Source organism: Rothia mucilaginosa, from assembly GCF_049990865.1.
GTDB classification, from domain to species: domain Bacteria; phylum Actinomycetota; class Actinomycetes; order Actinomycetales; family Micrococcaceae; genus Rothia; species Rothia mucilaginosa_I.
Genome location: NZ_CP188231.1, coordinates 164,233 through 176,417, shown reverse-complemented (window position 1 = coordinate 176,417; position 12,185 = coordinate 164,233). Strand labels below are relative to the sequence as shown.

Here is a 12,185-nt window from a genome sequence, read left to right as displayed (position 1 = left end):
TGGTCACGGTGTGCCCATTGTGGTTGGTGCGGGCTGCGCCCGGTGAGTGTGGTGGCGTTTGTTGGGCCGATAAAGGACACACCTGAATGCTTGATATTAGGTGCCGAACCTGTGGGGAAGCTTTGAATTTGCCCGAAAGAAATAACTTTTGTTGTAAAGCTTGTCCTATTGGAATGCATAAAGCACTTTTTTAGGGTACGCTCATATCAGTTGAATATGTCACACTAGCTTGAGCCTTCTCACATTTCAGATGTTGAGACGCATGACACCGGTTCGGGCTCACTCACTGAACATTTACGAGCTTCGGCTCATCACCTCATATCTAGGAGAACTTTATGGATCTCGAGATCCTCCGTCGCACCCCTCTCTTTGCTAACCTCGACGACGCAGCTTTCGCTCTGCTGACCGATGATATTCAGGAGATTGACCTCTCCCGCAACGCTGTCCTCTTCTACGAGGGCGACCAGGACGACCAGCTCTTCGCTGTGCTCTCCGGTAAGGTCAAGCTGGGTCGCACCGCCGCTGACGGCCGCGAGAACATGGTCGCAATCATGGGTCCCGGTGACGTCTTCGGCGAGATGGCTCTCTTCGATCCTTCGCCCCGTTCGACCAACGCTGTGGCTGTTTCTGAGACTCGCCTGGCTGCCATCAAGCACGAGTCCTTCAAACGTGCACAGCAGCTGGACCCCACGATCTCCGATCAGATCATTAAGACTCTGGCTCGCCGCCTGCGCCACGCTAATGAGGCACTGGCTGACCTGGTCTTCTCTGACGTTCCCGGCCGCCTCGCTAAGGCACTGCTGGACCTGGCTGACCGCTTCGGCCGCCCCGCGACCGACGGCGTGCTCGTTGCTCACGAGCTGACTCAGGAAGAGCTGGCACAGCTGGTTGGTGCATCCCGCGAGACCGTGAACAAGGCTCTTGCCGAGTTCGTTTCCCGCGGTTGGATCCGCCTGGAGGCACGCGCGGTTGTCATTCTGGATCTGCCCCGCCTGCGCCAGCGTTCCCGCTAAAGCCTCTTTGAGTTAGGGCATTCTAGGGCGCCCTCGCTGAAAGACACGCGACTTAAATAGATCAGGAGCCGTTTCCCTCTGCATGGGGAAACGGCTCCTGAATTCTTTAACGCTTCATCTCATAAGAGTTCACGAGCGGGCGGATGCGGCAAGCCCGTTAGAGCACGCCCATCGCGCCGGTGTACACGGAACCGGTCGTAGCCGGAACCACCTCGGTAAAGGAGAGCATGCACGCACCGTTGTGGGTCACGAGCACGGGCTTCTTCACCTCAATCTTGCGGCGCTTGGACAGCCACGCCACGGAGGTCTGAGCCTTCGCCAGCGATTCGAGCAGGCACATCACACCGGGGGTGATGAGCTGGTCCAAGGTACGGCCCACCGTGTTGGGTTGGCCGATGCGGTCGCCCAGTTCGCTGGTGTCCTTGGCTTCGAGCAGTTCGCGCACGTTCAGCCAGTCACCCCACACTCCCTTACCGAGTAGTAGCTTCGGATCCTGCCCGACGGGCAGAGCCGTGCTGAAGTAGGCGATATCGTAGCGCTTGAGGAAGAAGTCCGGGGACTGCCAACGGGCGACCGGGCGCAGCAGGTCGGCACGCACACTCAAACCGCTGGAGGTCAAGAAGTCCGAGAAGCTCTTATCCTGAGCCGCAACTGCCTCGCGCCAGGCCATGAACTCGGGCGTGCTGGAGCGTTCCACGACGTCCTGTTCGTCCTCGCCAGCAAGCAGAATGCCGGTCTCTTCGAAGGATTCACGCACAGCAGCCATGACGCTGCGGCGTGCCTGCGTAATATCGGAGAAGTGGAATTGTTCCTGCCAGTAGTCAGCGCCGGGGCCAACCCAGGAGGCAGACTCATCATCACCGGGAAGAGCCGTACCGCCGGGGAACGCCACCACGCCCAGCGGAGAGGTGCCGGGGCGGTAGGTCAGAATCGTTTCGAGGCCGTTGTCGCCATCGCGCACAAAAATAACGGATGCCGCCTGGCGCATCGTGCAGCCGGTCGCTCCTTCGTTACCGCCTTCGCGCCAGCTTTCGGCGGCGGTGCGCATGAACTCAGGAATCGTGTAGAGACGCTGAATGCAGGAGGTTCGCGGGTTAGGCACAGACTGGCGGCCGGTAAACATGCGGGGGCGCTCCACACCCTCAGCCGGAGTGGGAGTACCGAAGCGGCGTTCCTGCACCGGCAGGGGTAGAGTCTTGATGTTTTGGGCGGTGCCATTGTCTCGTGCGGATTCGGTGCGTGCAGTCTTGTCAGGAGCGTTCTGCGCTGCCCGCTGAGCTTGGGCAGCACGAATAGCAGACAGCGGCAGAGCGCCGGTGTACAGCTTAGACATACTCAACGATGATCTCGACCTCTACGGGCGAATCGAGGGGAAGAACGGGAACACCCACGGCGGAGCGGGCGTGCTGGCCTGCCTCGCCGAAGATTTCGCCGAGCAGTTCGGAGGCGCCGTTAATGACGGCGGGCTGAGCGGTGAAGTTCACCTCGGATGCCACGAAACCAACAACCTTCACGACGCGCTGCACGCGGTCCAGGTCGCCAATAACGGACTTGACTGCTGCCAGGGCATTGAGCAGGCAGATACCCGCGTACTTCTTAGCGTCCTCGGGGGTCACGAAGCCTTCAGCGCCGGAGTCGGACACCTTACCGGTTTCGGGCAGGACGCCGTCGACGAAGGGCAGCTGACCGGAGGTGTACACGTAGGAGCCGGAGGTTACCGCGGGAACATAAGCAGCAACGGGGGCGGGTGCTACGGGCAGTTCGTAACCGAGTTCGCGGATACGTGCTTCAATACGGGATTCAGTCATGATTACTCCAGAAGGATGGCGGGTGCTGGCACCCAAACGGTGATAGGGGAAATGCCGTAAACCTAAACGCTACTGATATTCAGGCAGCTGTTAAACGGCTAACCGGCGGCCTGCCTCATCTATTCCCGCTTTCCCCTATAGGTAGGGGAAAGCGGGCGTTGAGGTGACCGCCGGGTGCGCTGCTCTTAGTCAGCCTTCTCGCGCTTAAAGTAGGCGATGGGGTTGCCCTGAGTCGGAGCGACCATGTTCGACGCGGGGGTTGCGCCGGCAGGTGCGGATGCGCCGGGGAGAACAGTTACGAGCTCCCAGCCGTCTTCACCCCAGTTGTCGAGGATTGCCTTGGTCGTGTGGATCATCAGCGGTACAGTTGCGTATTCCCATTTCTTCATACCCTCTAGACTATCGCCCGGTGTTCAATAAGTAAAAGGGATTCACTATGGTTTTGGTCAATGTCCGGCGCTTTTGAGGGCTTTATTCTTAGGGCTGAGAAACCCGCATCCCTGTGGGGTGCCGAGACGGGCTATCTCTCACAGTTTCATGGGATAAACTGAATGAATGGCTTCATCTAAGAAAACCCGTTCGCGTCGCCGTCCGGGAGATTTTTTGCAGTTCCTCGCGTTCAGTGTGATTGCCGGTTTCCTCGCGGCAATCATTGTCGTACCCCCTGCCGTGAGCTTGGGTATGGTCACGAACGCGTCGATGTCATGGTTCCAGGACCTTCCTGACGACATTGCCGATGGCATCTCTTCCCGTCCTTCTACTATTTACGCTGCTGACGGCAAGACCGAAATCGCGACCTTCTTCGAAGAGAACCGTGAACCGGTCAAGCTGGATCAGATTTCTCAGCATATGAAGGACGCTATCGTCTCGGTTGAGGACCGTGACTTCTACAAGCACGGTGCTGTCTCCGCTATCGGTATCGGTCGTGCGTTCCTGAACAACATCATTAACTCCAACAGCGGCCGCCGTCAGGGTGCATCCACCCTGACCCAGCAGTACGTCAACAACCTCATTGTTGATGCCGCTGTGGCTCGTGGTGAGGACGCTACCGCAACCCTGAACGGTAACAAGACCTACGCTGCAAAGATTCGCGAGATGAAGCTTGCGATTTCTATGGAGCAGAACAAGTCCAAGGACGAAATCCTCGAAGGCTACCTGAACATCGTGAACCTTGGTGGTTCGAACTACGGTGTTGAGGCTGCTGCACAGTACTACTGGGGTATTTCCGCTAAGGACCTGAACGTGGCGCAGTCCGCGCTTCTTGCCGGTCTGGTGCAGGCACCTAACGTGTACGATCCGACCGTGAACCCCGAACTCGCCCGTGAACGCCGCGACATCGTTCTGGGCACTATGCTCCGCGACGGCAAGATTACCGATAAGGAATACAGCGACGCTATCGCCAGCGACGTTAAGCTCAACGTCCACACCAAGTCCCAGGGTTGCTCCCTGGCAGGCGACAAGGCGTTCTTCTGCCGTTACGTGGTCAACTACCTGCTGCAGGATGAGTCCCTCGGCGCAACCGCTGAGCTGCGTAACACCGCCATCAAGCGTGGCGGCCTGAAGGTAATCACCACCCTGAACCCCGAGGCTCAGACCGCGGCAAAGCAGGCAGTTGACTCCACCCAGCCGGCAGCAACCAACTGGAACGACGTGAACTCCGCGCTGACCAGTGTTGAGCCCGGCACCGGCCGCGTCATCGCCATGGCGCAGAACACCGAGCTCGGTAGCCCCGCAGACGCAAACGACCACTCCAAGACCGAGTACAACTACAACGTTGATAGCGCCTACGGTGGTACCCGCGGCTTCCAGCCCGGTTCGACGTTCAAGCCGATTATTCTGGCGCAGTGGCTCATCAGCGGCCGCGGCGCTAACGCTACCGTGAACGGTACCCAGCTGTTCTGGCCCACCAGCTTCGGCTGGAATGCCAAGTGCTACGACGGCGGTAAGTACTACTACACCGGTCAGCCGAACGGCTGGTCCTACAAGAACGCAGTCAACGGCGGTCTGACCTACGGTACCGCTGCGTATGGTATTCGCCAGTCCTTGAACTCGTACCTGTACGGCATGCTCTCCCAGATTGACCTGTGCGATGTGCACGACCTGTCGATCAAGATGCACGCTCTGGACGGTACCGGCGAACCGTTGCACAGCATCCCCGATTTGGGTACCAACATTGGTGGTACCAAGTACGGTATCTCCCCGCTGACCAGCGCATCCATGTACGCTATCTTCGCTTCCGAGGGTAAGTACTGCACCCCGCGTCCGATTGAGAAGATCACCAAGAACAATGGTGAGACCATGAAGGAATACCAGAACCAGTGCGAGCAGGTTATGGATCCTGATATCGCAAATGGTGTCAGCTGGGTTCTGAAGGGCGTTATCCAGCCCGGCGGTTCCGCTTCTCAGCGCGGTATTGGTCTGCCGAACGGTTCGGCTGCGAAGACCGGTACGAACGATAACTCCTCCCAGACCTGGCAGGTGGGCTACACTCGTGGCCTGTCCACCGCGTCTTGGGTTGGTTCGAACAACCTCGGCTTCCGCTCCCTGAACGGTGTGGGTATTAACGGTCGAGTCCTCGAGTACGTCGATGGTGCAACCTACGCAGGTGCACAGTGGCAGTCGTTTATGAAGGCCATCGCACCGAAGTACAACACGAAGGACTTCACCACCCCCAGCGATAAGATTCTGTCGTACAGCTAGAATCACGGCTCATCAGCTGAAGTCTGAAAGGCGATTGATGATGTGTGAAAACGCAGTCAACGCCCGCGTCCCCGTGGCGGTCCCCGGCGCACGCGGCTCCTCCCCGCTCCTGAAGAAGGTAGCGGGGGCGGTAGCCGCCACTGCAGCCTTGGGGGCCGCCACGGCGGCGTATGGGCACTTTATTGAACTGAATAATTTTCAGCTCCGCACCGAGTCCCTGCCAGTGCTGCCCGCCGGTAGCCCCGACTTTAGGATTCTGCATATTTCGGATATGCACATGATCCCGGGCCAGCAGAAGAAGATTGACTTCATGCACTCGCTGGCTGCTCTGGAACCGGATTTGGTGATGAACACGGGTGATAACCTCTCCCACGTGGACGGTATGGGTCCGCTGTTGGAGGCGCTCGACCCACTCATGGACTTCCCCGGTGTGTTTGTGCCCGGCTCCAATTGCTATTTCGCGCCAGTTTTTAAGAACCCGGCACGCTACCTGTGGCAGCCGCGCACCCCGCAGATGATTGAGGAAGGCTCGCGCGTAGCCCTGCCCATTGAGCGGATGCACGACGCCTTCGAGTCGCGCGGCTGGACGGGCCTGATTAACCGCTACGACACGCTAAACCTCAAGGGTCTGCGCCTGGAGTTCTCCGGTGTGGATGACCCGCACCTGCGCTACGATGAGCACCCCGGATTCGCCCCCGGCGCCTTCGATGAGGGTGAGGAGCCGAGCATCCGTATCGGCGTGGCGCACGCCCCCTACATGCGTACTCTGCACCGCTTCGTGCAGGACGGTGCGCAGGCTATTTTTGCCGGTCATACGCACGGCGGTCAGGTCTGCCTGCCCGGCGGTCATGCTCTGGTCAGCAACTGCGATTTGCCGCCTTCGCGTGCGAAGGGTGTCAGTGAGCAGTCCGGTATTCCGGTTCAGGTTTCTGCCGGTTTGGGTACCTCTCGTTTTGCGCCGGTGCGTCTGTTCTGCCCGCCGGAAGCGATCCTGGTGACTCTCACGGCTCGTGATAAGGAGCAGGGCGCCTCCGCTACCTCGGCGGGTGGTCGTCTCTAATGTCTGAGGCTTCTACAGCGAGCACGACTAAGCGCCGCCGTAACCCTTTCCTGGAGACGGCGAGCGAACCGACCCCCGATCCGATTGACTACGCGCACGGTCAGCGTGCCCCGCGCACCCTCGCCGCCTATGCGCGTCCGATTCGTGTGCGCTGGGGTGTGGGTCTGCTCGTGGCGTTCGGTGCCGGTGCCCTTGAGATTGCTATTCCGCAGATGTTGCAGATTATTGTGGATCATCTCTCGCAGAGCACCACCGAACGCGCTATCTGGATTGCCGGTGGCCTGGTGCTTCTGCTGGGTATTGCGCACGCCTCCTTCATGTACTGGAGGCGCTGGCTGATTGTGGACCCGACCTCCACGATTGAGCTGTCCATGCGCATGAACTTCTTTGACCGTCTGCTCAGCGCCCCGCTTTCTCTGCTGGATCGTTGGCCCTCCGGTCAGTTGTTGACCCGTTCCATGAGCGATTTGGGTACGATTCGCCGTTGGCTGTCCTTCGGTATTGTGCAGATGCTGACTGTTGTGGTGATGTTCCTGGTCGGCGGCTTCTTCATGCTGCGTTCTTCGCCGTCCCTGGCGCTGGTGTTCGTGGTGACCGTGCCGATTCTGGTGCTGTCGCTGGTGAATTTCACCCGCAAGTACTACCGTGCCTCGCATGAGATTCAGAAGATGACGGGCGATCTGTCCACCCGTATTGAGGAGTCGGTGCGCGGCATCCGCGTGATTAAGGCGCTGGGCCGCTCCCCCGAGCAGATTCAGGAATATTCCGAGTCGGTGGATGCCCTGCAGGTGCGCGAGTACGACAGGTCGATGCTGGTGGCTCGTGTTGCCCTGTACCAGGGCCTGATTGTGGGTGTCTCCACGGCGGTGGCGCTGGCTGTGGGCGCTTCACAGGTTGCGGCGGGCACCTTGAGTCTGGGCGCGATGACCGCCTACTTTGCGGTACAGACGACCGTGCTCAGCCACGTGACGCGCTCGACCGCGCTGATGTCTGCCTATTTGAGCTATAAGGTGGCACTGGAACGCCACAACGAGGTCATGGACGAGCCCGGCTTTGAGGTTGTGCCGCTGGTTCGTGGCTCCGCGGCTATGTCTGGGCCCGAGCATCCGCAGGGTGCTTCTGATTCGTCAACAGTAGCTGGAGTGTCTGCCGAGGGCGGCTCCGGGAAGGAAACTATGCAGTACCCCAGCGGTGGCGCAGTATCTGTCACTTTCGATCACGTTCAGTTCAGCTACGATGCTGCCGATGCACCTGTTCCTGCTGAGGCTACCGGCGCGGGCTCTGAGGTGAAGGCACCGGAGGTTTCCGTGCTGAAGGACGTAAACTTCAAGGTCTTCCCGGGCGAGATTCTGGCGCTGGTGGGCGCAACCGGTAGCGGCAAGTCGACCGTGCTGTCGCTGGTTCCGCGTTTCTACGAGCCGACCTCCGGTTCCCTGCGTTTTGGCACGCGAGATGCCGCCGACATGTCTATTGAGGAGGTGCGCGCCCAGACCGCGTTCGTCTTTGAGGAGGCGGTGCTCTTCTCCGGCACGGTCCGTGAGAACGTGCTGATGGGCGTTGCTGAGCAGTACGAGCGCGGCACCGAGGATGAGGACTACCCCGCCGCAGAGGAGCTGGAGGCGACCCTCCAGACCGCGCTGCAGCTGGCTGCCTGCGATTTCGTGGCGGAGCTTCCGCAGGGTCTGGATACCGTCATTGGTGAGGAGGGCATGAGCCTTTCGGGTGGTCAGCGTCAGCGTCTGTCGTTGGCGCGTGCCCTGGCGAAGCGTCCCTCCGTGCTGCTGCTGGATGACCCCTTCTCGGCGCTGGATGTGAACACCGAGGAGCGTATTATTACGGGCCTGCGTGAGGGCCTGGACGGTCTGGGCGGCGCTACGACCCTGTTGACGGCGCACCGCCCCTCCACCGTCGCGTTGGCGGACCGCGTGCTGCTGATGGTTGATGGCGCCGTGGTCGCTGAGGGCACTCACGCTGAGCTGATGGACTCTTCGGAGCAGTACCGCCAGCTGATGACGATGGAGGAAGGCTAATGGCCCATCATCGTCCGGCGGAGCCGCGGGAGCAGTTGAGCCCGCAGGAGCGCGCACAGACCCGTGAACGCTCGATAGCTTTGCTGCGTCAGATGTTGCGCCCGCACCGTGGGGCGTTGGCTCTGTCGATTATTTCTGTGCTTTTGGTGTCGGGTTCCTCGGCGGTTGCGCCGATTCTGATTGCCCGCGTTTTGGATAGTTCCATTGAGCCGCTCAAGCAGGGTGATGCTTCTGTCCTGTTGACCCTGTTGACGTTTTTTGTGGCGGCTACCGCGGTGACCGCGATTTTTTCGTGGGTCAACGTGGCGTACACGGTGCGCGTGTCGCTGGGTGTGGTGGTGTACCTGCGTAAGCGGGTGTTCCGTCACGCGCAGTCGCTGAGTGTGTCGTTCCATGAGCGGTACACTTCGGGCAAGGTCATTTCGCGTCTGACGAGCGATATTGATACGGTCCGCAGCTTCTTGGATAGCGGCATCAGCCAGTTGGCGATTACGTTGCTGTCCATGGTGATTTCTGCGGTCGCTATTTTCCTTCTGGATTGGCGTATTGGTTTGCTCATGCTGGCGATGGGCGTGCCGATTTACTTTTTGACGCGCTGGTTCCAGAAGGCGGCGGTGCCGGTTTTCCGTACGATGCGTACCGAGTCTGCGCATTTGACGAGCCGTTTTGTGGAGACCTTTACGGGTATCCGCGCGGTGAAGGCGTTTGGTGCGGAGGCGCGGATGCGCACCGAGTACGCTCAGGCGTCGGAGCGTTACCGCCTGGCGGTGATGGATTCGATTAAGATTTTCGGTGTTTATGCCCCAACCCTAACGTTATTGGGCAATCTATTTATTGCCGGTGCACTGGTGCTGGGTGGTTATGCGGTACTCGGCGGCACCATGCAGATCGGTACCCTGCTGGCGCTGGTGATTTACGCGAACCGCGTGTTTGAGCCGGTCATGCAGCTCTCTGAGTTCTACAACATGTTCCAGTCGGCAATGTCTGCGCTGGAGAAGCTGTCGGCGTTCTTGGCTGAGGAGCCGGAGGTTGCTGAGCCGGAGCATCCGTATGAGCGCGCTGTAGAGCCTGCATCCGAGCCTGCCGCTGAGTCTACTACTGGCGGCGTAACCGGCACGGTTCGCGGCGCCCTGGTGGAGCTGGATTCGGCGGTCTTTGGGTACACCTCGGATCGTCACGCTCTGAAGGAGACGAGCCTACGCATTGAGCCGGGTACGACCGTGGCGCTGGTGGGTGCTACGGGTGCCGGTAAGTCGACGATCGCTAAGCTGGTGGCCCGTTTCTACGATGTTTCATCCGGTCAGGTGCGTATTGACGGCGTGGATGTTCGCCAGCTGGCGGATGTGCAGCTGCGCCGTGAGGTGCTTATGCTGACCCAGGAGGTGTTCTTATTCTCCGCGTCGATTCTGGAGAATATCCGCATGGGTAACCCGCAGGCCTCCGATGAGCAGGTGAAGGCTGCCGCGAAGGCGGTGGGTGCTGATGCGTTCATTGAGCGTCTGCGTGATGGTTACGAGTCGCAGCTGGGTCGTGGCGGTATTACCCTGTCGGCGGGTCAGCGTCAGCTGGTGTCCTTTGCTCGCGTGTTCTTGGCGAATCCGCGGGTGCTGATTCTGGATGAGGCGACGGCTTCGCTGGATATTCCGAGTGAGCGCGCGGTGCAGGCGGCGCTGCGGACCGTGTTGGCGGGGCGTACGGCGCTGGTGATTGCGCATCGCCTCTCGACGGTTCTGGGTGCTGATCGTGTGCTGGTGATTCATGAGGGCTCCGTGGTGGAGGATGGCTCCCCGCAGCAGCTGATTGCCTCCGGCGGTCGTTTTGCAGCGATGTACGCCTCCTGGGATGAGCTGAATCAGGTTCAGGAGGCTGAAGCCTAGAACCTTTATTTGCTTCTCCCCGACCGGTGGCGTGCCGCTGTGTTGCGTTCTGAATTTTTTTGGGTTATCCTAGGTGAGTTGCCTACGGTATTCGCTGATAGGTCAACATCGGGATGTGGCGCAGCTTGGTAGCGCGCGTCGTTCGGGACGACGAGGTCGCAGGTTCAAATCCTGTCATCCCGACAACTAGCCCCGGTCCATTGGACCGGGGCTTTGTCGTACCCCCAGTAATTCTGCCGCAGGTCTCTCAGCAGATTCCGGCGCATATTCCGCCGCAGATGCTAAGTACATAGAAGCGACCCCCTACCGGCGCAGGAACGCAGGTAGAGGGTCGCTTTCTAGGTTGTGGTTCTAGGCTGTGGTTCTAGGTTGTGGTTTTCGGCATGCTTAGCCGCGCCCGGAAATGAGGGCGAGAATCGCCTCCAGGGGGCCGCGTCCGGCAATGGAGCGCGCCACGCGCGACCAGAGGGTGCAGAAGCCCAGGGCGATTGCGGTGCCAAGCAGCAGGAAGGCGCTCCAGTACACGGCGGTGCCCCAGCCTCCGGTGGCGACGTAGTGTTCGCCCACGGTGAGAGCCTTAACGGTGGGACCTGCGTAGATGATGATTCCGCTCAGCACAATGGAGGCGCTCAGCGACATCTGGCCCAGGCGGGCGATCGGGGTGAGCATTCCCGCCTGCGCGGAGAGCAGCCGCGCGCATTCTGCCCAGAAGTACAGGGTTGCCGCCAGGTTCAGGGTGAGCAGCACCTGCGGGCTGTTGAGGATTCCCAGCTCGGTGTAGGGGTTGAAGGTGCGGTAGACGGCGAGCGCCAGCACGGCAAGTACCACGGGGATTGCGAGCTTCGCCTGCAGGTTGTCGTAGAGGCGCACGAGCACGATGCCCAGGCACATGACCCAGATGAGCTGTGCGCTCTGCGCGTGGTTGACGCCGTGGGTCGCCAGGAAGGGCAGCTGCACGGCAGTCCACTGGTCGGCCTGAGCGGCTACGTCCATGAGGAGGGTGTAGGTCCAGGTGATGAAGGGGCTGGTGACCACCGCCAGCGCGGCGACCGCCCACAGGGGCAGGTGCACGATGAATAGGGTGAGCAGGGTGAGTAGCGCCAGGTGCACGAGCATGTCGAAGGGCAGCGTGTAGCTGAAGCCCTGTGCCGGTACGGTTACTCCGGCTTGCGGCAGGTAGGTGATGCCCTGCATGAGCGCCACGCCCAGTAGCAGTAGCGCCAGGAATCGCACGATGGTTCCGGCGAAGAGTTGCGGGAAGTTCGCGGTGCGTGCGTACCGCCAGGCGGCAGCGCCCAGGATTGCGGCGAAGAGCGGTTCAGCGGGTACAAGGGTCTGCGGAATCCAGAACTTCCAGGACACCGGGATCAGCTGCAGCCAGTATCCGAAAGGAATGAGCAGGCTGAGCACGGCGAAGGCGCGGGCAAGGTCGAGCCCGAGGTCGCGTCGGGTGCCTCCGAGGGAGGCGGCGCGTACCCCGCTGCTGACGGTGGGGATAGGTTGAGTGCGCCCTGCTGCCATGTCCTCGCTCCTTGTAGTGCCGTGTTTGAGAGTCTGTGCGCGTGCCAGGGGGTGTGGCCCTGCCAGGGGTGTGCGTCCTGCCAGGATATCTGCCGCATCCGGTGATGTGTGCCGGATGCTCTGGCATAGGTGTTAAGTGTAACGGTGGAAGCTGAGTCTGCTCGGGCGGTGGCGCG

The 12,185-nt window shown here is 60.5% G+C and carries 9 protein-coding genes and 1 tRNA gene; 6 read left to right on the top strand and 4 right to left on the bottom strand.

All coding sequences use genetic code 11. The features are described 5' to 3' along the window. Window positions 1-335 precede the first annotated feature (335 nt). Window positions 336-1,013 (top strand): Crp/Fnr family transcriptional regulator, encoded by a 678-nt coding sequence (locus ACP3RB_RS00745; protein ID WP_060824333.1) that lies wholly within the window; start codon window positions 336-338, stop codon window positions 1,011-1,013. 157 nt (window positions 1,014-1,170) lie between these two features. On the opposite strand, the gene ACP3RB_RS00740 is transcribed toward ACP3RB_RS00745, so the two are convergent. The 3 genes from ACP3RB_RS00740 to ACP3RB_RS00730 form a co-directional block, all read right to left on the bottom strand. Next, window positions 1,171-2,346, bottom strand: a complete 1,176-nt coding sequence (locus tag ACP3RB_RS00740; RefSeq protein WP_426699161.1) for an NUDIX hydrolase — start codon at window positions 2,344-2,346, stop codon at window positions 1,171-1,173. Further along, window positions 2,339-2,821, bottom strand: a complete 483-nt coding sequence (locus ACP3RB_RS00735; RefSeq protein ID WP_426699160.1) for a RidA family protein — start codon at window positions 2,819-2,821, stop codon at window positions 2,339-2,341. The genes ACP3RB_RS00740 and ACP3RB_RS00735 overlap by 8 nt, the downstream gene beginning before the upstream one ends. A 185-nt stretch (window positions 2,822-3,006) precedes the next feature. Continuing rightward, a complete protein-coding gene (locus ACP3RB_RS00730) occupies window positions 3,007-3,210 on the bottom strand; it encodes a hypothetical protein (RefSeq protein WP_005504647.1) in 204 nt (67 codons plus the stop codon). Between the two features lie 166 nt (window positions 3,211-3,376). On the opposite strand from ACP3RB_RS00730, the gene ACP3RB_RS00725 reads away from it, so the two are divergent. From ACP3RB_RS00725 to ACP3RB_RS00705, 5 genes are all read left to right on the top strand, one after another. Beyond that, entirely contained in the window at window positions 3,377-5,521 is a 2,145-nt protein-coding gene (locus ACP3RB_RS00725; RefSeq protein WP_314729132.1) for a transglycosylase domain-containing protein, read from the top strand. Window positions 5,522-5,561: 40 nt separating this feature from the next. Then, window positions 5,562-6,581: a metallophosphoesterase gene (locus ACP3RB_RS00720; protein WP_315258962.1), complete on the top strand. Its 1,020-nt coding sequence runs from the start codon at window positions 5,562-5,564 to the stop codon at window positions 6,579-6,581. Further along, on the top strand, window positions 6,581-8,611 hold the full coding sequence (locus ACP3RB_RS00715; RefSeq protein WP_426699159.1) for an ABC transporter ATP-binding protein: 2,031 nt from the start codon (window positions 6,581-6,583) through the stop codon (window positions 8,609-8,611). Before ACP3RB_RS00720 ends, ACP3RB_RS00715 begins: the two co-directional genes overlap by 1 nt. After that, entirely contained in the window at window positions 8,611-10,488 is a 1,878-nt protein-coding gene (locus ACP3RB_RS00710) for an ABC transporter ATP-binding protein (protein ID WP_426699158.1), read from the top strand. Before ACP3RB_RS00715 ends, ACP3RB_RS00710 begins: the two co-directional genes overlap by 1 nt. A gap of 109 nt (window positions 10,489-10,597) precedes the next feature. Next, window positions 10,598-10,671: transfer RNA gene (locus tag ACP3RB_RS00705), tRNA-Pro, on the top strand. A 204-nt stretch (window positions 10,672-10,875) separates the two neighbouring features. Here ACP3RB_RS00705 and ACP3RB_RS00700 read toward each other — a convergent pair. Beyond that, complete coding sequence (locus ACP3RB_RS00700) at window positions 10,876-12,009, bottom strand: hypothetical protein (RefSeq protein ID WP_426699157.1); 1,134 nt, start codon at window positions 12,007-12,009, stop codon at window positions 10,876-10,878. Window positions 12,010-12,185 lie beyond the last annotated feature (176 nt).

What these genes read in the sequence shown, in the direction of transcription:
- ACP3RB_RS00745 (WP_060824333.1), top strand. Translation starts at nt 336, where the DNA reads ATGGATCTCGAGATCCTCCGTCGCACCCCTCTCTTTGCTAACCTCGAC.
- ACP3RB_RS00740 (WP_426699161.1), bottom strand. Translation starts at nt 2,346, where the DNA reads ATGTCTAAGCTGTACACCGGCGCTCTGCCGCTGTCTGCTATTCGTGCT.
- ACP3RB_RS00735 (WP_426699160.1), bottom strand. Translation starts at nt 2,821, where the DNA reads ATGACTGAATCCCGTATTGAAGCACGTATCCGCGAACTCGGTTACGAA.
- ACP3RB_RS00730 (WP_005504647.1), bottom strand. Translation starts at nt 3,210, where the DNA reads ATGAAGAAATGGGAATACGCAACTGTACCGCTGATGATCCACACGACC.
- ACP3RB_RS00725 (WP_314729132.1), top strand. Translation starts at nt 3,377, where the DNA reads ATGGCTTCATCTAAGAAAACCCGTTCGCGTCGCCGTCCGGGAGATTTT.
- ACP3RB_RS00720 (WP_315258962.1), top strand. Translation starts at nt 5,562, where the DNA reads ATGTGTGAAAACGCAGTCAACGCCCGCGTCCCCGTGGCGGTCCCCGGC.
- ACP3RB_RS00715 (WP_426699159.1), top strand. Translation starts at nt 6,581, where the DNA reads ATGTCTGAGGCTTCTACAGCGAGCACGACTAAGCGCCGCCGTAACCCT.
- ACP3RB_RS00710 (WP_426699158.1), top strand. Translation starts at nt 8,611, where the DNA reads ATGGCCCATCATCGTCCGGCGGAGCCGCGGGAGCAGTTGAGCCCGCAG.
- ACP3RB_RS00700 (WP_426699157.1), bottom strand. Translation starts at nt 12,009, where the DNA reads ATGGCAGCAGGGCGCACTCAACCTATCCCCACCGTCAGCAGCGGGGTA.